General features: G+C 68.4%; 14 protein-coding genes and 5 pseudogenes. 12 read left to right on the forward strand and 7 right to left on the reverse strand.

Annotated elements, in window-relative coordinates; all coding sequences use genetic code 11:
- Positions 1–494 precede the first annotated feature (494 nt).
- The 3 genes and pseudogenes from ACVHNB_RS20250 to ACVHNB_RS20260 form a co-directional block, all read left to right on the forward strand.
- The gene (locus ACVHNB_RS20250; protein WP_456225476.1) at positions 495–1,901 is read left to right on the forward strand and encodes a sulfatase family protein; all 1,407 of its coding nucleotides are present in this window, start codon (positions 495–497) and stop codon (positions 1,899–1,901) included.
- Between the two features lie 102 nt (positions 1,902–2,003).
- Positions 2,004–2,951, forward strand: a pseudogene (locus ACVHNB_RS20255) (formylglycine-generating enzyme family protein); the annotation flags it as partial.
- Between the two features lie 332 nt (positions 2,952–3,283).
- A pseudogene (locus tag ACVHNB_RS20260) lies at positions 3,284–3,556 on the forward strand (transposase); the annotation flags it as partial.
- A 26-nt stretch (positions 3,557–3,582) separates the two neighbouring features.
- On the opposite strand, the gene ACVHNB_RS20265 reads toward ACVHNB_RS20260, so the two are convergent.
- Positions 3,583–4,062, reverse strand: a complete 480-nt coding sequence (locus ACVHNB_RS20265; protein WP_456225477.1) for a hypothetical protein — start codon at positions 4,060–4,062, stop codon at positions 3,583–3,585.
- 176 nt (positions 4,063–4,238) lie between these two features.
- Between ACVHNB_RS20265 and ACVHNB_RS20270 the strand changes: the two genes are divergently transcribed.
- From ACVHNB_RS20270 to ACVHNB_RS20280, 3 genes and pseudogenes are all read left to right on the forward strand, one after another.
- The gene (locus ACVHNB_RS20270; protein WP_456225478.1) at positions 4,239–4,820 is read left to right on the forward strand and encodes a hypothetical protein; all 582 of its coding nucleotides are present in this window, start codon (positions 4,239–4,241) and stop codon (positions 4,818–4,820) included.
- A gap of 82 nt (positions 4,821–4,902) precedes the next feature.
- Positions 4,903–5,245: pseudogene (locus tag ACVHNB_RS20275) on the forward strand (transposase); the annotation flags it as partial.
- Positions 5,246–5,323: 78 nt separating this feature from the next.
- Entirely contained in the window at positions 5,324–5,860 is a 537-nt protein-coding gene (locus ACVHNB_RS20280) for a GNAT family N-acetyltransferase (protein ID WP_456228916.1), read from the forward strand.
- Between the two features lie 78 nt (positions 5,861–5,938).
- Here ACVHNB_RS20280 and ACVHNB_RS20285 read toward each other — a convergent pair.
- Positions 5,939–7,164, reverse strand: a pseudogene (locus ACVHNB_RS20285) (IS110 family RNA-guided transposase); the annotation flags it as partial.
- Positions 7,165–7,633: 469 nt separating this feature from the next.
- Between ACVHNB_RS20285 and ACVHNB_RS20290 the strand changes: the two are divergent.
- Positions 7,634–8,007 (forward strand): annotated as a pseudogene (locus ACVHNB_RS20290) (transposase); the annotation flags it as partial.
- Between the two features lie 16 nt (positions 8,008–8,023).
- On the opposite strand, the gene ACVHNB_RS20295 reads toward ACVHNB_RS20290, so the two are convergent.
- A complete protein-coding gene (locus ACVHNB_RS20295; protein WP_428957322.1) occupies positions 8,024–9,685 on the reverse strand; it encodes an alpha-L-fucosidase in 1,662 nt (553 codons plus the stop codon).
- A 374-nt stretch (positions 9,686–10,059) separates the two neighbouring features.
- Here ACVHNB_RS20295 and ACVHNB_RS20300 point away from each other — a divergent pair, with 374 nt between their 5' ends.
- From ACVHNB_RS20300 to ACVHNB_RS20315, 4 genes are all read left to right on the forward strand, one after another.
- Entirely contained in the window at positions 10,060–11,556 is a 1,497-nt protein-coding gene (locus ACVHNB_RS20300; protein WP_456225479.1) for an MFS transporter, read from the forward strand.
- A 77-nt stretch (positions 11,557–11,633) separates the two neighbouring features.
- Positions 11,634–12,842 carry an FAD-dependent monooxygenase gene (locus ACVHNB_RS20305; RefSeq protein WP_428957320.1) on the forward strand — a complete coding sequence of 403 codons (1,209 nt, stop codon included), beginning with the start codon at positions 11,634–11,636 and terminating at the stop codon, positions 12,840–12,842.
- 57 nt (positions 12,843–12,899) lie between these two features.
- Positions 12,900–13,370 (forward strand): MarR family winged helix-turn-helix transcriptional regulator, encoded by a 471-nt coding sequence (locus ACVHNB_RS20310; RefSeq protein ID WP_456225480.1) that lies wholly within the window; start codon positions 12,900–12,902, stop codon positions 13,368–13,370.
- A 341-nt stretch (positions 13,371–13,711) separates the two neighbouring features.
- Positions 13,712–14,614: an NAD(P)H-binding protein gene (locus ACVHNB_RS20315; RefSeq protein WP_456225481.1), complete on the forward strand. Its 903-nt coding sequence runs from the start codon at positions 13,712–13,714 to the stop codon at positions 14,612–14,614.
- Positions 14,615–15,140: 526 nt separating this feature from the next.
- Here the strand turns inward: ACVHNB_RS20315 and ACVHNB_RS20320 are convergent.
- Both ACVHNB_RS20320 and ACVHNB_RS20325 read right to left on the reverse strand, forming a co-directional pair.
- Entirely contained in the window at positions 15,141–16,013 is an 873-nt protein-coding gene (locus ACVHNB_RS20320; RefSeq protein ID WP_428957314.1) for a SigB/SigF/SigG family RNA polymerase sigma factor, read from the reverse strand.
- A gap of 136 nt (positions 16,014–16,149) precedes the next feature.
- Positions 16,150–16,539 carry an ATP-binding protein gene (locus tag ACVHNB_RS20325; protein ID WP_428957313.1) on the reverse strand — a complete coding sequence of 130 codons (390 nt, stop codon included), beginning with the start codon at positions 16,537–16,539 and terminating at the stop codon, positions 16,150–16,152.
- 240 nt (positions 16,540–16,779) lie between these two features.
- Here ACVHNB_RS20325 and ACVHNB_RS20330 point away from each other — a divergent pair, with 240 nt between their 5' ends.
- Entirely contained in the window at positions 16,780–17,160 is a 381-nt protein-coding gene (locus ACVHNB_RS20330) for an STAS domain-containing protein (protein WP_428957312.1), read from the forward strand.
- A 313-nt stretch (positions 17,161–17,473) separates the two neighbouring features.
- Here ACVHNB_RS20330 and ACVHNB_RS20335 read toward each other — a convergent pair whose 3' ends face one another.
- Entirely contained in the window at positions 17,474–18,940 is a 1,467-nt protein-coding gene (locus tag ACVHNB_RS20335) for a WGR domain-containing protein (RefSeq protein WP_428957311.1), read from the reverse strand.
- A 170-nt stretch (positions 18,941–19,110) separates the two neighbouring features.
- On the reverse strand, positions 19,111–19,869 hold the full coding sequence (locus tag ACVHNB_RS20340) for a DUF1838 family protein (protein WP_456225482.1): 759 nt from the start codon (positions 19,867–19,869) through the stop codon (positions 19,111–19,113).
- Positions 19,870–19,927 lie beyond the last annotated feature (58 nt).

Below are 19,927 nucleotides of genomic sequence, written 5' to 3' on the forward strand. Positions count from 1 at the left end.
GTGACAGTCCCACTGGCCTGTCACCCGTCGATCGGTTGGGCGGGTATCAGCCTCTGGAGAAACCCCTGCGTAGCGGCATCAATTGAGTGCAGGCGCGCGCTTCGACTGCCCCTGGTGGCCAGTACACGGTAGGTGTTGAGCGCGTACTGCAAGTAGCGGTGCCGCGGGAGAACGCCTAGGTGGGAGTCGTGGCTGGCCTCCGGATGGGCTGCCCATCGGTCGCCGCATCGGACGAGGTCCCCGCCGCCCCGACCACCGGCACCGCCTTGCGCCCTTTCCTGGCGTCCTCGCGCCGTGTCCGCCGAATTGCTGCGCGCACATGAATTGGCTGTGTCAGCCCACCCGCCTCCATTGCCCTGCTTCCCCGCACGCTCCTAGGTTCACTCCGGCAGACCCGGGTGTGGACGCGCCCCGGGAGCACCGCTCGTTCCTCCCTCCCTGTCGTACTTCGCGCACGCCCAGCCGGGCGCACCTTCAGAAGGGCTTCCTCCACCATGAGCCGGAACGACCAGCCGGACCTCGGCAGACGCGGATTCCTCGCCGGCGCCAGCGCCGTCGCCGCAGCCACCGCCGTTCCTTCCCTCGCCACCCGCGCCGCCGCCGCGGCGCCGGACGCGGCGGCGAACCGCCCCAACATCCTGGTGATCCTCACCGACGACCAGCCCCTGCACACCGAGTGGGCGACTCCGAACACGCTGAGCTGGCTGGTGGACGGCGGTGTCGAATTCAGGCAGGGCCATGTGGCCACCCCGCTCTGCGCTCCGTCGCGCTCGTCGATCTTCAGTGGTCAGCACGCACGCCACCACGGGGTGCGCGACAACAGCAGCCCGCACAACCTCGACCAGTCCACCACCGTCCAGCGGCACCTCCAACAGGCGGGCTACCGGACCGGGTTGTTCGGCAAGTACCTGAACGCCTGGAGCAACAAGGACATCCCGCCGTACTTCGAAGAGTGGCTGCTCTCGGCGCCGGTCACCTACAACGACGGTACGTACAACGACAACGGCACGGTGCGCACCATTGATGGTTACAGCACCAGCGTCATCCGCGACCGCGCCCTCAAGTTCCTCGACAAGTCCACCACCGACCACCGCCCCTGGTTCGCCTTCGTCGCGCCGAAAGCCCCGCACGGGCCGAACACGCCAGAGCCGAAGTACGCGAACACTCCCGTGCCCGCCTGGAACGGTCGTCCCTCGGTCACCGAGGACGACCGCAGCGACAAGCCGGAGTACATCCAGAACGCCAACCGCACTCTCGCCGACGGCCGTACCGTGCGCCGCAACCAGCTGCGCACCCTCCTGTCCGTGGACGACGCGGTGAAGGCACTGCACGACAAGCTGGCCGCCCTGGGGCAGCTCGACAACACGCTGGTCTTCTACCTCGGCGACAACGGCTACAGCTGGAGCGACCATGGCTGGGGCGCCAAGTCGGTGCCCTACCGTCCGGCCGTCGAGGTGCCGTTCTACGTGTCGTGGCCGGCCGGCGGCCTCAGCTCGGGCACCGTCGACGACCGGCTGGCCGCGAACATCGACATCGCTCCGACCATCCTCGACGCGGCCGGCATCGCCCCGAGTCCGCTGCACGACGGGCAGTCGCTCCTCGGCACCGCGCGCCGCGACCACCTGCTGATCGAATGGTGGCACCGCAACCCCGGCGACAATCCGCACACCTGGTCCTCCTACAAGAGCGCCACAGAGCAGTACATCGAGTACTACGCCCTGCACACGGACAGCACCGGGCAGGAGGTCGGCACCGGTGAGCTGCAGTTCCGGGAGTACTACGACCTGGTGAACGACCCCTACCAGCTCACCAACCTTCTGCACGGGGCCACGCCCGCGGACGAGCGGCGGCTCGGCATCCCGGCGCTGGCCGCGCAGTTGGCCGCGGACCGGGCGGCCTGACCCGGGTGTGCCGGTGCGGGAAGCCCCTCCCGTACCGGCACACGCCGCAGCCTCCCCCCTCATCTCCCCTGAATCCGTCGCCCTGCCCGAGAGGCCCCTTCCATGACCAGCGCCCCTCGTTCCTGCTGCGCCCCGGCGCACAGCACCCAGGAGCTGCGGCCCGCCCCACCGCGGCCGGAACCGAGCGATCCCGCGGCCCGGCGCGCCGGCCGAGGTCTGACCACGCTCCCGGGCGGGGCGTTTTCGATGGGGTGCGACGATGCCGACGGCGTAGTGGCCGACGGCGAGGGGCCAGTACGGGACGTGGAGATCGACGCATTCTCGATCGCCGCGACGGCCGTCAGCAACGCCGAGTTCGCATCCTTCGTGAAGGCCACCGGTCACGTCACGCAGGCAGAGAGCTTCGGCTTCTCGTATGTCTTTGCCGGTTTCCTGACTCCGGGCCTGCGGGCCTCGTCCCCGGCGGTGCCCGGCACCCCGTGGTGGCGCGCCGTCGAGGGGGCGAGCTGGCGCGCGCCCAGCGGGTCCGGCTCGCGTTTCCAGGACATCCAGCAGCACCCGGTGGTGCACGTCTCCTGGCACGACGCGATGGCGTACTGCGCTTGGTCGGGCACCCGGCTGCCCACCGAGGCGGAGTGGGAGTACGCCGCCAGGGGTGGACTGGCGCGCAAGCGCTACCCCTGGGGTGACGAACTGGCCCCGAACGGACGGGACATGCTCACCATCTGGCAAGGCGACTTCCCGAACGCGGCCCCGGGCGCCCGCAACGGCACAGCGCCGGTCCGCTCCCACCGGCCAAACGGTTTCGGCCTCTACAACACGGTGGGCAACGTGTGGGAGTGGTGCGCCGACTGGTTCAGCGCGGACTATCACCGCACGGGCCCCCGGACCGCGCCACAGGGTCCGCCTGACGGCACGGCGCGCGTCATGCGCGGAGGCTCCCATTTGTGCCACGTGTCGTACTGCAACCGCTACCGCGTCGGTGCGCGCAGCTCCAACACCCCGGACAGTTCGACGGGCAACATCGGCTTCCGGGTGGCGCGTAGCTCAGTGCGAGCCGAACCAGCTCGCGCCAGGCAGGGTCACCTATCGCATCACCCGGAGTCCACGATCGCGGGTGGGGCGGATGGACCGGCAGGCGCGGCCGGTCCGGTGCCGCCCGCGGAGCCGAGACACTCCGGGACAACAGGGCCAGTCCGGACGATCTGAAGCGGCTTGCCGCTCACGGTTCGTGGGTGGTGTTTCGAGGTAGGCCGCGGTGTCGATCACACGTATGAGAGCACCGTGGACGATGCCCTCACGTTCAGCTTCGACTGCCTCATCAAGACCGCGGATGGAGTCGTCGCGGCGCCGGCACACACTTACTGGTGGTTTCAGATCGGCACGTCCGCTCCTTCGCTGTCATGCTGACCGAGCGCCAGGGCGGGCGTCTCCCGGACTGGCTCGCCGCCGTCCGACAGGATGACCTGCCAAGTCTCCATACTCTCGCCGCGGGCATCGACCGCGACCGCGATGCCGTCATCGCCTCTCTCACTCTGCCCTGGAGCTCGGGAGCAGTCGAAAGCCATGTCAAACGGATCAAGATGCTCAAACGCCAGATGTACGGCCGGGCCGGGTTCAGTGTCTTGCGGAAACGAGTCCTGCTGGCATCTTGACGGGTCCGTCACGAGCTCTGCTGGAGTCACTCCGCAGCTTGAGTAGGGGTGTCGTAGTAACCAGGCCCTGCTAGCAGGACCGAGCTGAAGTGGTAGCCCTGTTCTTCCTCAGGCTCATCGTCGGCTGCGAACGGACGCCAGAAGCTCAGCAACAAGTCCGGGGCGATGAACGAACCATCGTCGTCAGGATCTTCCTCGATCGAGGTGAACTCACTCATGCGCTGGACAACCTCGCGGGATGGAAGTGCGAACACGTCCATACCCTGAAACAACACTCGGTCCGTCTGGGACGACGGCCTTCCCAGCTCGATGGCTTCAAGCATGTCTCGCATGCAGTGGATGCTGATCATGAGCCCGCTGGGACGGACGATGTGTTGCCCCGGTCGATCAGACTCCGAGATCACAGAGAGATCGCGGAGCGAGTCCAGCGCTGTACTGGCCGCGTGCCGAGTCATACCGATCCGCAACGGGCCAACGCCAGTCGGCGGGGCGAGGTCGAAGTCCATGCGGGCATGATCCCAAACAGATCTGTCAACGAGTCACGAGGGCCATCCAGTCCTGGCAGGTGACAGAGCGCGAGAGCTCCCCAGAAGTTGAGCCAGAACCCGTTCTCGTGAACAAAGCCAGGCGCCCTGTTCGCCCTGACGGTGACACATCAGCGGCACTCGCTATCGTCCAGGCCATGACCTCAAGTGATCGTCTGCTCGACCTGATCCAGACCACCCCAGAGATCGATCTGCTGCTGCGGTCATCGTTCGGCTTCGACATCCACCGGAAGCACTATGGCGATGGATTCAGACTTGCCTCGGGTGCACCGCTGGAGGTGATCGCCGGGGAGTCCGCTGGCGGGGCGTACTTCCTGAGCGGTGAGCACAACGGTCGCCGGCCGGTGGTGTTCGCAAGTTCCGAAGGGGAAGGCGGGCTGCTCGCCGAAGATCTGGCGGACGCGCTGGAGATCATCATCGGGCTGGAATGGCGGAACTGCCTCTCATTCTCGGGCGGTGGCGATGTGGAGATCATGCAGATCACCGCTCAACACCTTGAACGGTCCCGTGACAAGCACAACCCGGACATCGACAGCGAAGCCGTCCAGGTGGCCGCAGCCCTTTCTCTGCGGATCCTGCCTGTCACTGACCTGGTCATCCGGCTGCAGGCAGCCGTCTCGAAGACCGAACCGGACTACGTCGTGACCGACGATGACGGGCAGGAGTTCGACCCGCTCTTCGGCGAGCACGTGGAGCCTCGCCACGGTGGCTGGCACTGAGTCCGACCGCCCGCTTCCGCCAGTCGCATCAACACCGGTATCTCGGCCAGTATCTGACAACGCGTCGGGCAGACTCTCCGACGTGTCTGCTGACCTTGTTCCCGACGATCTCTGGGAGCGCATAGCTCCCTTCCTCCCGGCCCGGCCCGCCAGGCGCCATCCTCGCCCCCGGGCGACTGCCGGTATCGGACCGCGTCGCACTGGCCGGCATCATCCTTGTGCTGCGCAAAGGAGTGGCCTGGCGCGATGTGCCTCTTCAGGTCGTCGGCTGTTCAGGGGTGACCGCTTGGCGTCGGCTCCGGGACTGGACTGAGGCCGGCGTCCGGCACCGCTTGCACGAGGACCTTCTCGCTGAGCTGCGCGCGGAGGGTCTGCTGGAGACGGATGACTCGGCCATCGACGGCTCGCACGTCAGGGCGCTCAAAGACATCTCAGGGGGATAAGAAGTCAAGAGGGACCGCGAGTCTTGATCACCACTGAGGACCGCTGATTGGCTGGCCAACATGAATGATCTCGGACCCGTTGCGTGGCCGCCTGCACCGATCAAGACCGAGAGGCTCGTGCTGCGTGAGCCCGAGGCCTGGGACCGTGCGGCGTTCATCGAGCTGCACGCCTCGTCGGCGGTGCACACCTACCTCGGCGGCCCCCGCCCGCGTGACGAGCTTGAGCGCGAGATGCCCGAGGTGCCCGGGCGGCGGCCCGGGAGTTTCGTCGTCGATCTCGAAGGGGCGATGGTCGGCCAGATCCTGCTCCGGAGAGCAACGGAGCACCTTTGCCCCACTGCCGTCGGGAAGGTCGACCTCGGCTACCTGTTCCTGCCGCGGGCGTGGGGATTCGGGTACGCCGCCGAGGCGTGCGCGGCGGCACTGGTCTGGCTCGAAGACGTCCTTCCGGGTGAGCCGGTGGTGCTCGCCACCCAGACCGCCAACGTCCGTTCGATGCGCCTCGCGGCAAAGCTGGGGTTCACCGAAGCTGAGCGGTTCCGGGCCTGGGACGCCGATCAGTGGCTCGGCCTGCGGTCCCCCGGTCACGCCCTCTGATTGAGTTCGCGCTCGGCAGCGTGGCTCTGTCGAAGTGCCGTTGTTCTCGTCGACGAAGTCGGTCGGGTTGGCGGGGCATGCAGGCGCTGGAAGGGGCGGTGCAAAGGCCTGCTGTTCGTCGAAATGCTGCTGGGTCTTGAGACATGGTGGAGTTGGCCGAGAAAGCGGTTCAGCAAGTGCCGTTGCGCGGCGGCATGCCAGTCTCCGTGCTCGCGTCGGCGTCGGTAGTGCGCGTTCGCCCCCGGTGAGGCGGTGAGGGCGGCGAAGGCCCAGAGGAAGCCGGCGTTGATGAGGCGGTTGTTCTTGACGAACCGGCGGCCGACGAAACGCTTCTTGCCAGAGGCCCGGGTGATGGCGGCGGATCCGGCGTACGACTTCAGCGCCCGGGCGTCGGCGAACCGTGCCCGGTCGTCGCCCAGCTGGGCGAGTACGCGGGCGGCGAGCATGGGCCCCAGGCCTGGGAAGCTGAGCAGGATCTCGCTGTCGGCGTGCTGGTGAAAGGCGGTTGTGGCCGCCTCCGCGAGATCGTCCGCAGCCTCGCAGGCGGCGTCCAGCTGCTTGAGCAGGGCCAGGAGCTGGTGGCCGAAGGCATCCTCGACGCCGGGCAGCTGGTGGGCGTACTCGGCACGGAAGACGTCCCGCAGCCGCCCGGCTTCCACGTCGCAGCCGCGGAGGCGGCCACTGCGTTTGAGGGCGCCACGCAACTGGGCGAGGGTGAGCTTCGCGGCCTTGCTCGGGGTCGGCGCCAGAGTGAGGATGACGCGGGCGTCAGCCCTGGTCAGACCGCCTTGTTTGCTCTGGAAGGCCAGCAGAGCAGCGGGGTAGTACTCGCGTAGGAGCGAGCGGACCTGGTTGGCGACCTGCTGCCGAGTCCAGACGGCGTCCTGCTGGGCTCGGGCCAGGACCGTGATGGCTTGAGCGAGTTCGGAGTCGGCCGGCAGGGGTCGGTGGGCGTGCATGTCAGTGCGCAGGATGTTCGCGAGGACCAGGGCGTCGCCCGGGTCGGACTTCTTTCGGCTGACGCCGTGGCGGTCGCGGTAGCGGGCGGCGGCGAGCGGGTTGATCGCAACGACCCGACGGCTGCCGGTGCGCAGGCTCGCAACCAGGAGGCCGTGACTGGTCTCGATGGCCACCGGTATCGGATCGTCTGGGCTGTCACCGTGCTCGGCCAAGAGGGCCAAAAGCTTGTGGTAGCCAGCCGCGTCGTCGGTGATACGGGCTTTGGCGAGCAGACTGCCGGCTTCGTCGACGAGGGCGACGTCATGGTGACGCTCCGCCCAGTCGATACCGCAGAACACGGTCAAGGCTATCCTCCCAGATCCGTTCGTTTATGCAGGTCACGAGCACATGCGGGTCACGCGGCGCCCTAATCCAAGGACTCGTGGGTCCGCCATCTCAGTAGCCGTTCGCGACACCAGCGAACTCCAGGGACTCGATCTTTTGGCAGAGCTCGCGGGCTCGCGGATAAACAAGAGGTCGACCCTGGAGCGGGCTCGCGCCGTGACGATCAACGTCCGAGCAGTCCACGCGAGTTTCGCGGTGACCACGGAGGCGCCGGGCTGCGCCGCTCTTGACAGAAGCCTCAAGGACCCGGGGAAACGGAGGCATCAGCCCGGCGCCCGCGTCATCACCGCGAACCCCGCAACGGACAGCGATGCCGCTCTTTGAGGAGGCCTTGACGGCCAGGGGGGATCCAGGCATTCGCTGTCCTGTGCGAGCAGTTACCCGGGTCGTTGCATGCTCCCGGGCCGTCTGCTTACGCACTGGATTAGGGGGGATCACACCGGGCCTTCGCCGGTCGACCGGGGCCGGCCTGGCAGCAAGCACCACCTGATCGTCGACCGGGACGGAAACCCGCTTGCCGTCACGCTGACCGGCGGCAATCGACACGATGTCACCCAGCTCCTGCCGCTCCTCGATGCGATCCCACCCATCCGGGCCTGCGCGGACGCCCGCGAACACGGCCGCGCAGGCTGTTCGCCGACCGGGGCTACAACTTCGACAAGGACCGCCGCCTGCTCTGGAAGCGTGGGATCAAGCCGCTCATCGCCCGACGCGGCGTCGCCCACGGCTCGGGCCTGGGCAAGACCCGCTGGGTGGTCGCGCGGACCTTCGCCTGGCTCCACCAGTTCAAGCGCCTTCGCATCCACCCGATGCCGCGGCTCAGTCGGCCGCCCGGTGGAGCGTGGTGCGTCCCAGGCGGGGCTCCGCGCGGGAGGCGAGGACCTTGATGCGGACGCGGCGCGCGGTGACGGGTGCGGCGAGCGGCAGGATCCGCTGGTGACCGATGGTCGTACCGGTGGCGATCTGCTGCCAGGCCCCGCCGATCTCGGCCTCCACAGCGAATTCCTCCACCCGCTGCCCGTGCTCGATGTCCTCGCGCACCGCGACCCGGTCGAAGGTGGTGGTTCCGTCGGCGTTCTTCGCCACCGGCCGGCCGTACACCTTCCGCACCCGCTGCCCGAACGCGGTCAGTTCGGCGACATCCGCCGCGTCGATCGTCCCCGCCTTCGACGGCGGCACGTTGAGCAGGAGTGTCGCGTTGCGCCCGACGCTCTTCTCGTACAGGTCGAAGAGCTGGGCCGCCGTCTTCGGCTTCTGGTCCGGGTGGTGGAACCAGCCTGGTCGATTGGAGACGTCGGCCTCCGCGGGGAACCAGGACAGATGAGTCACGCCGGTCTCGGTGAGCCGGGCCCGGGACCCGATGTCGGCGGCAGTCGGGCCGTGCGGCAGCAGCCATTCTCCGTGGTAGGTCCACGGGTCGGCGGTGGTCGGCACCACACTCCACTCGGTCTCGCGGCCGATCCCGCTCTCGTTGCCGACCCAGCGGATGCCGGTCGGGCCGCCGAAGATGACGGTGTCCGGCGACAGCGCCTTGATCACCCGGAACCATTCGTCGAAGCGGTACTCCTGGGTGATCCCGGCGTCGGACCACGGGTTGGCGCCGTCCAGCCAGAACTCGTCCAGCGGTCCGTACTCGGTGAACAGCTCGTAGACGAGGTTCAGGTAGTAGGCGTCGTAGTCGTTGACGTGCACGGTGAACGTCGGCAGCTTCCCCGACCGCACGTCGTCGGCCCGGTCGTCGCCCTCCACGAGGGTGGGGATGGTGTGTTTCTTGACCGTGCTGCCGTTGCCGAACCGGCCGAGGCCGCCGGGGGAACGGTCGCCGTCGGCGAGCGCGGTCAGCTCCACCGAGGTCAGCGTCCCGCCCTCGGCCTGCTTCTTGCGCAGCGACTCGATCCACGTGGTGTGCCAGGCGTGCGGGAGCTCGGAGCCGTCCGAGGGCGAGAGATAGATCCCTACGCGCAGTTGGTGGGCGCGCGCTGAATCCACGTATCTGCGGACGATGTTCGGCTGCCCCGGGCTCTTGAGGATCGAGTGCGGCGTGTAGCGGCTGGGGAAGAGCGTGAACCCGTCGTGGTGCTTGGCGGTGATCATCGCCAGCTCGGCGCCCATCGCCTTGTACGTGCGGATCCACTGGTCGGCATCGACCGCGGACGGCGCGAACGTCGCCTCGTCCTCGGCGCCCGACCCCCACTCTCGGTTGGTGAAGGTGTTCATCCCGAAGTGCGTGAACGCCGTGATCTCCCGCCGCTGCCACCCCACCTGCCCTTTCCTGGGGACGACGTTCGCGGCCTTGGCGATGATCTGCTCCGGGGTGTCCTCCGCAGTGATCGGAATGATCGAGGCGGGACGGACGCGGGCCTGACCGGCCGTTGGTGCGGCCGTCGGCGCGGCGGTGGTGGCGTACGCGCCGGTGCTGCCGAGGGCGGCGATCACGGGGGCGGCTCCCAGGGCGCCGAGGATCTGGCGGCGAGACGTCATTGTTCCCTCCTGCAAGGCACATTGCTCGGATCTCTTCGCTGAACTCCAGGGCATCATGTCGCACGAAGAGACTGGCGATAAGAGATACGACAGCAGAGATCCCATGTATGCCTGTGGCGGGTGGGACCGGCCAGCGCGCATCCGCATCCGCACCTCAGTCTCCAGCGCGATCGCCCCCGCCACGGAAGGCGGATGCCGCCATTACCTCTTCCTCGCGCCGGTCCTGAGCCTCTCGGCCAGTCAGTCGCCGTAAGGCGCGTAACGAATGTCCGTCATGCCGGCGTGAGGCCGCGGCGGGGTGTGGTTGACATCCACAGGGCGCTGACTACTCTCATTATTGCTAAGAATATTGGTAATCAATGAAGTGAGGCAAAATGGATACCACCCCGACCATCGCGCCGTACCGGTGGCGATGGCTGATCCTGGTGGTGATGATCGTCGCGGAGGTCATGGATCTCCTGGATGCGTCCATCGTCAACGTCGCAGGTCCCGCGCTGGAGGAGTCCCTCGGCGCCAGCTCCGTCGGCCTGCAGTGGGTGATCGGCGGCTACGCCCTCACCTTGGGGGCCGGCCTGGTTCTGGGCGGCCGGCTCGGTGACCGCTATGGACGCCGCCGGATGTTCCTGACCGGTCTGGCGGCCTTCACACTGAGCTCTCTGCTGTGCGCGCTGGCGCCGAACATCGAGTCGCTGATCGTCTTCCGGCTGCTCCAGGGCACCGCGGGGGCGATCCTGCTCCCGCAGGGCTTGGGCCTGCTGCGCGAGAACTTCTCCGGGCCCGAACTCACCAAGGTCTTCGCGATCTTCGGTCCTGTGCTCGGCCTGGGCGGCATCATCGGCCCGGTTCTGGGCGGCTTTCTCATCGAGGGCGACATCCTCGGCCTCGGGTGGCGGTCGGTGTTCCTGGTCAACCTGCCCATCGGGCTCGCGGCCCTGGCCATCGCGGCGAAGTTCGTCCCGAAGAAGCCGGGCGACCGCACCGTGCGGGTCGACATGGGCGGCGCGGGCCTGGTCGTGGCGTCCTGCGCGCTCCTCGTGCTGCCGCTGAACCAGGGGCAGGAGGACGGCTGGCCGCTGTGGACCTGGCTGTGCATGGCCGCCTCCGTCGTCGGGTTCGGCCTGTTCGCGCTCCAGCAGCGCCGGACCGCCGCGGCGGGCCGTGAGCCCCTGGTGACCCCGGCCCTGCTGCGCAAGCCCGCCTTCACCGTCGGGCTCGGCGGTATCGCCCTGTTCTTCGGCGGGCTGATCGGCACGCAGCTCGTACTCACCCTGTTCCTGCAGATCGGCCAGCACTTCAACGCCGGGGACGCGGGCCTGGGGAACCTGCCGCTCGCCGTGGGTACGGCGACCGGCGGCGCGGTCAGCGGCGCCTTCCTCGCCGACAGGATCGGCCGCAAGGTCCTTCAGGTCGGGCCGGTGGTACAGCTCGCCGGTGCGGCGCTGCTCTGGTTCGAACTCGATGCTCTGAGCACGGGGTCGTTCTCGATCTGGGACATCGCCCCGGGGGTGGCGGTGGCCGGTGTCGGAGCGGGCATGGTCATCGCCGCCCTGTTCAGCTTCATCCTCGCCGCGGTCGACGACGACGAGATCGGCTCCGCCTCCGGCGTCCTGTCCGCGGTGCAGGCCATCGGCGGATCCATCGGGGTGGCGATCTTCGGCTCGGTGTTCTTCGCGCAGGCCGAGACCGGCGACTTCACTGCCGGCTTCCACCATGCGCTGATCGTCCAGGCATGTCTTCTTACGGCGTTCTTGGCCATCACCTTCCTGCTGCCGAAGAAGGGCCGGCCCGAGGACGAGCAGCACGGCATCATCCCCTCTGCCTCCGACGGCAGTTCTGCCGGCTGCGGTGCGAAGCAGGACGTCACTGTTTGATCCCCGGTCCGGTGCCGTCCCAGCCGCGGCACCGGACCGGCCCGCGTGGAGCTCACGTGAGGAAGGAAGGAAACGTCATGGCCCATCGACATGTCCTGGTCGCGGGAGCGGGCATCGCCGGCCCGGCCCTGGCCTACTGGCTGCACCGCCACGGCCTCGCGGCCACGGTGGTCGAGCGTGCTCCCGCTGTGAGGGAGGGCGGGCAGACGGTGGACCTGCGGGGAGCCGGACGCACCGTGGCCCGCAGGATGGGACTGGAACGGGCGCTGCAGGACCACGCCACCCGCGAGGAAGGCATCCGGTTCGTCGACCGGGCGGGCCGCGTGAAGGCCGCGTTCTCCTCAGCGTCCTTCGGCGGACAGGGGCCGGTCGCCGAACTGGAGATCCTCCGCGCCGACCTGTCCCGCCTCCTGTACGAGGAGACGCGGCCCTATACCGAATACCTGTTCTCCAATGAGATCACCGAGCTGTCGCAGAGCGGCGAGGGGGTACGGGTCACGTTCCGCAGCGGTGCCGAGCGGGCCTTCGATCTCGTCGTCGCCGCCGACGGTGCCCGCTCCCGCACCCGTGACCTTGTGTTCGGCGGTCTCGGCGACGCGGTGGACATCAGGCCCTTGGGCCTGACGACCGCCTACTTCACCATCCCGGGTGAGCCCCGTGACGGGCGCTGGGCCCGCTGGTACAACGCTCCGGAGGGACGTGTGGTGACCCTGCGCCCCGACCCCCGTGGCACCACCCGCGCCGCGCTGTCCTTCCTCTCCCCGCCCCACACAGGCGAGCAGCACGAGAAGCTGGTGCCACAAGCGCAGAAGCAGCTCCTGCACCGCGTCTTCCGCGAGGCCGGCTGGGAAACGGCCCGCGTCCTGGCGGCCATGGACACCGCGCCGGACTTCTACCTCGACCACGTCAGCCAGGTCCGCATGCCCCGCTGGTCCCACGGCCGTGTCGCCGTGCTCGGGGACGCCGGGTACTGCCCTTCGCCCCTGAGCGGCATGGGCACCAGCCTCGCCTTCGCCGGCGCCTACGTCCTGGCCGGTGAACTCGCCCGCCACGCCCACCACGAGCAGGCGTTCACCCACTACGAGAAGGTCCTGCGCCCCTACACCGAGCGGGCCCAGGACCTGCCGCCCGGCGTGCCGCGCGTCGCCCTACCGCGGACCTTGACGGGTATCCGCACCCTCCACGTGGTCCTACGGGCGGCTGCGCGGCCCCGCGTGGCCGCGCAGCTGAACCGCTTCCTCGTCCCTCCCGCCGACACCTTCGCCCTGCCCTCCTACAGCCTGTAGATCTCACGCATGATTGGTTGCCAACGCCTTCAGTGACCCAGGAGCAGCTTCCACGCCATGACTGCCAACCAGCCCACCGGTCCCCAGCCCGCAGCCCCGGCGGAGGGTCCCATCCGCGACCAGTTGCGGAACCTGACCCGCCGCCAGCAGCGGTTCGAGCGGTACCTGGGCCGTCAGATGCACGTCGACCCCGCAGGGCTCGCGGTGATGGACCGTCTCGTCAGCACCGGGCCGGCGACGCCGAGCGAACTGGCTCGCGAACTCAGTACATCGACAGCGGCGATGACCCTGGTCATCGACCGCCTGGCGGACGGCGGACACGTCAGCCGCCAGCCGCACCCCAGCGACCGGCGCAAGGTACTCGTGACGCCGGCGGAGCACTGGGAGAAAGCCGCGTTCGAGCATCTCGAGCCCCTCGTCGCGGGTATCGGCGAGATCACCGAATCCATGACGCCCCAGGAGCAGGCCACAGTGGCAGCGTTCCTGGAGCGGGCGGTGGCCGCGTACGACCGGGCGACCAAAGCGTAGGCGGCCTGACCCGATAGCGGCGTCCGGGCCCCGTGCGAATCCGGCGGTGCAGCAGCCGGTCGACGGGGGACAGCCGTCCGTACTTCAGGGCGTCCGCGGCACTGATGAGGGGGATGCAGCCGACGTTGCAACTGTGCGCGACCAGCAGCGCGGCGATCGTCACCTGCAGGTCCTTCGCGGATGTCTGTCAACCAGGACGCCTGGGGGCCGGTCGTCCTTCGGGGATGCCGGGAAAAGCCTTTGACGGGGTGGGCGTTGTTGTCCGATGGTGTGCCCGCCATCCCGGTCACCAGAGCCAGTCCTGCGGTGGCACCGACGGCCACATGGCAAGGGGGTTCCGCATGATTGTTGTGTCCGCTGCGTCGGGTGCCTTCGGCAGACTGGTCGTTGATCACCTGCTGGCCCGGCACCCTGCCGAGCACGTGGTACTTGCGGTGCGCACTCCGGATCGTGTCGCGGATCTCGCCGCGCGAGGGGTTCAGGTTCGCCCAGGCGACTACGACATCCCCAACACGCTGCTCACGGCGTTCAAGAACGCCGATCGGCTGCTCCTGATCTCCTCCCCGGAACTCGACCCGGCCCGCCGCATCCGCCAGCACCGGGCCGCCATCGACGCGGCCCGCGCCGTCGGCATCGGTGCCATCGTCTACACGAGTTTCCTGGACGCCGACACTCGGGCCGACGGCGTCACCGAGGCGCACTACGCCACCGAACACGCGTTGGAAGCCAGCGGCCTGCCGTACACGCTGCTGCGCCACCCCTTCTACAGCGAAGCCTTCCTCAACTCCAACCTGCACGCAGCCGTCGCCTCCGGCGCACTGGACGACGCAACCGGCGGACGCGGCATCAACACCGCCTCCCGCGCCGACCTGGCCGAAGCCGCCGCACGCGTCCTCGCCGAGGATGAGCACCTGGGCCGCGCCTACGACTTCACCGGCGCCCTGTGGACCTATCCCCAGCTCGCACAAGCCCTCACCCGCGTCTCCGGTACACCCGTGGTCCACCGCGTAAGGAACAGCCTCACTCCCGGTCCCCAGGGCTGGTTGGAGAGCCAGGTCCGATCCGGCGTCCTGGAACGGCAGACCGACGACCTCCACAGCGTCCTCGGCCACCCGCCCACCACGCTGGACCAGGCAGTCGCCACGCTCCTCCCCCGCCCCGTGCCGCCGAGCGACACCACCGAAGGGGCCAGCGACTCCAAGACCCGCGCCCCACTACCGCAGGAGAGGCGAGAGCCTGCCTGAGCGCACCGAAGTGATTCTCGCCCTCGCGGCCATCACGTTGATGACGCGCCGCCCTACTCGCCGGGCAGCGCGCCCCGATGCCGCTGCCACCGCAAGCAACGACGACACTTCGAGCTGCCTGGCCGATGCGGTGAGAGCGTCAACACGGTGCAGCAACGCCTGCCTGACGGGGCGTACGGGTCTTGTGAGTCATCGCTTACCCGGCCGCGAGGGCAGAGTCCCGGGCGGCCCGTGGTTCGCGGCTGTGAGCCGTGGTGGCGTGATGCACCGTCACAGCTTCACGGAGTGCCAGTGCGAATGACTCGCTGCACACCACGGCACGTTGAGCTTTGTGCTGGCCATCGGCGCCCCGGTCGGCTCCACGCGGCACCATCTGGCGGGTATCGGAACCTGTCACAAGCGTTGAAGGCGCAGGTGGCTCCGCGACACTGCGGACTTGCTCGGGACCCTCACCACGACGCCGCGCCACCGCCATCGTCGCCCAGCGACCCCTGCCGCCCTGCGCAGTCGAGCGTGCGCAGCCCGGTCAGTCGTCCTCGGCCATCAGCCCCGCGCGGAGCTTGCTCACCGCGCGGGTGATCAGGCGCGAGACATGCATCTGCGAACAGCCCAGCTCTTCACCGATGTCGGCCTGGGTGCGTTCCTCGACGAAGCGCAGGTGGAGCAGACGCCGGTCCCGCTCGTCCAGGTCCGCGATGAGCGGCGCAAGCGAGTGGAAGTTCTCGACGAGTTCGAAGCGGTCCTCGTCGATGCCGATGAAGTCGGCGAGCATCGTCTCGGACTCGTCATCGGAGCCGTTGACGGCCGCGTCGAGAGAGACGCTGTTGTAGCCGTTGGACGCCTTCTGCGCCTCCGCGACCTCGGAGGGCTCCAACTGCATCAACTCGGCGAGCTCGGCCGTGGAAGGGGAGCGCCCGAGCCGGGTACGCAGCTCCTCGGTGGCCTTGGACAGTTCGATGCGTGCTTCCTGCAGCCGGCGCGGCACGTGCACGGCCCACGAGGTGTCGCGGAAGAAACGCTTGATCTCCCCCACGATGTAGGGGATCGCGAAGGAGGTGAACTCGACCTCGCGGGACAGTTCGAACCGGTCGATCGCCTTGATCAGGCCGATCGTCCCGACCTGGACGATGTCCTCCATCTCCTCCGCGCCGCGGTGCTTGAAGCGGGAGGCCGCGTACTTGACCAGGGAGAGGTTCATCTCGATGAGCACGTTGCGCACGTCGCTGTACTCGTGCGTGCCCTCTTCGAGTTGGGCGAGCCGGTCGAAGAGGAAACGGCCTATTTCTCGGGCATCACGCGGAGCGATCGAAGCCGGGTTCGCGTAGGCGCGGTCGACCAGACTCTTCTCCACCGCCCGGGTCGTGGTGTGCGTCTGCTGGTGAACCGCCGTGGTGCTCATTGCGTCCCGTCCCTGCCTCGCCGTTTGGTTCCTGATCTCCCCGTATGCCTGCGGCTACCCGCACCCAGGGTGGGCATACATACTTTCCATCAGGCAACTTTCTCGGCTGACCCCACGAGTTCGACGCAGAAATGCGTCAGGGCAGTGCCAGCGCGGCGGTGATCGTCTTGCCGTCCGGCTCCACCTCGACGTGCACGCGCGAGCACAGGCGCTGGACCACCCTCCACCCATAGCCCCCTGGCCGACCGTGGACGGTCGCCAGGCGACGCGGCTCAGCGCGGCTGGAATCGCTGACGTGCAGCTGAAGCTCATCATCCGTCAGGCAAGCCTTGAAGCGGGTCACCCCGCCGGCGTGCAGGAGGGCATTGGCCGTCAACTCGCTCACCACGAGCAGCGCGTCGTCACGCAGGCGTTGCGCTCGAGCCAGTGGCAGGCCAGGGCACACCTCCATCAGCACCGCCCGGACCGCGGACCGGGCGTCAGCGCAACTGATGTCCTGTGCTTCCAAGGTCTCGGTACCACTCATCGTGCGTTGATCCTTTCCCCGCGCACGTGCTGTCACCGCGCTCGTATCGTCGGTTCTTCTGCGCATGCCCGACACTCCCCGCCCCACACTCCCGCCCACCTCGCCATGGCCTGCCCGGGTCGCGTCGGAACAGGTGCTGAAGCAATAAGAGGGCGTCCGAGCTGCCTTCTTCTCCAAGGAGGAGGGTTCGAAACAGGACCTCCTCGTCACACCATCAGGAACCTGTGGGAGGGTCGGAGGATGGATCCCGACAGACAGAACATCGACGTCACCCACCAGGAACGGGTGGCCGTTGTCTCGTTTCGCAACGACCTCGACCTCACCGACGAGGCCGAGGCCGCGCTGGCACTGAACACTGCGCGCACTGACACCAGCAGTGTGGGCACGGTGGTTGATCTGGCCGACCTCGACTTCGCCGACAGCTCGTTGCTCAACCTGATCCTGCGCGAGCATGCCGCGCACCAGAGCGTGCTACGCCCCTTCGTACTCGCCGGCCCGTACCACAGCGGCATACAGCGACTCCTCGAAATAACCGGCGTCAACGACGTCCTGGTCCTCACCGGCACCCGCAGTGACGGGATACGGCACGTGCACGAACTCCGAGGCCGCTCCACTGCTTGAGTCGGTTCAAGCACCGGCGCCGATCATCGCCACGTCGCCCGCACACACATCGCACTCCACGGGCGGATCCTCACATGTCTCCGGGCATGGCCCCAATCCGCCACAATGCGCGACTCGCCTCTTGCAACCCGTCAACGCAGCGCTCTAGACGTGGCGCCTGGCCCTGGCCACCGACACTCCACAGCCAGGCGCCGCCACGGTGGCGCCGGGCCACGCGGCGCGCGTCGTCTTGAGGGCGCGGGGGCCGCATGCCCGGCGGTGATCCCGTCCTCGCCACCCGCCGCGCACCACACCCGCGCTCCCCATCGCTCTCTCACACCAAGCGCCGGATTTCACCCCGCACCCTGTAGAAGCCGTTCGACGACGTGTGCAGCGCGTCCACCACATACCGCGCACCTGGCTGGCGGATGGTGCGGGGGAACTGAACGTTCCAGCTCGGCTCGTAGCCTTCGGACACCACATGCACCCGCAGGCGCCCGCCTTCCTGGACGCACTCCACCACGACTCCCGTGCCCGGCGCGGGGGCAGCCGCGATCGTGGCGACGGCCGCGGGGGTCGCCGGGGGCGTGTACGTCGGCAGGGCGGCGGCCAGCTTGATGTCCTGCGCGACCGGCACGGTGCCGGACTGGGCGGCGGAGATCGCGGCGTCGCTCGCGTCCACGCACGCGAGCGAACCGTCGGTGGAGACCAGGTACAGCTTTTCGCTGTGGTACTGCATGGAGAGCGCCGATCCTCCGCCGGTGCCCAGCTTCCACAGCCGGGTACCGTCGGCGGCGAAGCAGTAGACCGAGGAGGACGAGTCCCCCGCGAAGACGTACTGCCCGTTCGGCGAGGTGGCGCAGGAGTACACGGCGGCGTCGCAGCTGTACGTGGCCTCGACGCGGCCTGTGCTCTTGGCGAGACGCTGGACGACGCGGCGGCCCGTGCCCGCGTATACCGCGTCGTGCTCCTGCCAGCCGAAGAGAACGTTCCCCGAGGTGGCCGTGTGCCACAACTGACCGGTGCCGTCGGTCGCGTAGGCCGTGACACCCTGGGAGTGACCGTGGTAGACCGCGCGGTCGTCGGCGCGGACCATCCAGGCGTTGTCACCGGCTGAGGAGCGCGACCACTGGAATTCGTCCTCGTGGTCGATGACGGTCAGCCCACCGTCGCGGTCCGAGACGTCGAGCACACCCTCGTGAATGTCCAGCCAGAAGATGTCGACGTCATCGGAGATGGTGTAGGCGGCGAACGGCACCTTTGCGGACAGGTCGTACACCTGGCCGTCGTCACAGCCCGCGTAGATCCAGAAGTCGTCAGCCACCAGGCACTTCACCCCGTCCGGCAGGGAGTAGTGCGCGAGCACCTCGCCGTTGTGCCCCAGGGTATAGACGTCTCCGCGCTGGTTGCCCACCCAGCAGCGGTCCTCGTCCACATGGATACCGAACGCCGAGGCTCCGGTGCGGAAGCGCCACAGCACGGGTGCGGTGGAGCGGGCCGTGGAGGGGGCGGACGTCACCTGACGGCGCGTCACCGCGCGGGCCGCGCGCTGGCCGCGCACTGCTGGGGCGTACCCCTTCCGGACCTTCTCGCCTATCTTCTTGGCCGCCGCGGCCCGCGCCTTCTCCGGGGTGGGGAACGTCGAGTTCTGTCTCTGACCGTCCGCTCCGATGCGTCCGTACCGTACGAAGACGTCCGTGCCGGAGACGGTCACCTCGTAGAACTTGTGGGCGCCGGAGCCCTCCTGGGACAGCTCCAGGTACGTCGTGTCCTCTGTCTGTGGTGCCTGCGCAGCGGCCACGGCACACCTCTCCCCCACTAAGCCGGACCCTCCCCTGCGGCTGGCCCTTGGTGATTCCACATTAGGGACCGCCACTGACAATCGATCACGCGACCGCCCACGCCCCAAGGAGGGCCCGCGCCCTCCCCCTCAGCAGGTGCTGGTGACAGCGCTCGGGCCCGTCCATTCACTCAAGCCGACGACTGGTTCGGCGGGTTGAGGCGGCGGAAGTAGGTCCAGCTGGTCTCGTTCGGCGCGGTCCACTGCTCGGGGGCGTGAGCGAACTCCGGGTGCTGGTCGGCTATGTAAGCGCGCGTCCGCTCGGGTACCTCTGCATACGAGCCGAGCTTGCGCCCCCGGCAGTGGTAGGCCAGGCCGCCGGGCCGCTGGCCGCGAGCCATCCACGGAAGCCAGGGGGACATCCGGCTCCACGACATGGTGGCGGGGACGCTGGGAGCGGGTCCCGCCAGGTCGGCACGGTCGGCGAAGAACTGGAACCGTTCCAAGGCCCTGTACGTGTCGCCGGCCGAGTGGACCGGATACTCGGCGACGGGCAGCGGTGAGGGGTAGCTGAGCGGGATGTCCAGGCTGAAGCAGACCTGCCCGCCGAGCTCCGTCGTCGGGACCGGGAAGGGCCGCCACGCCTGATTCGCCGGGTCGTTCCATACGTGCACCACGGGCAGTTCCCGCCACGTCTCGAGGATCTCCCGGGTGGCGGGGTCCAGATAGAAGGCCGCCTCGCGAGTGAGGAGCCGATAGGCACCCGGCCCCGCGTCGAGGTTCGGAACCAGACGGGCGACATTGACGCCTTCGAAACCGAAGACCCGCTCGTAGGGCTCGTCGGGCGACCAGGAGTACACGTCTCCGGTCCACCAGAACGTGACCTCCTCCCCGTCCAGCGAAGCACGAGTACGAGCGAAGGAGCGGAACTGTTCTTCGGAGGTCGTCATACGAGCAGCCTGCCCGACCAAGCGGCTTCCCGCCCAACCGGCCCCCTCCCGACGGCGG

The organism is Streptomyces sp. YJ-C3, assembly GCF_053891275.1.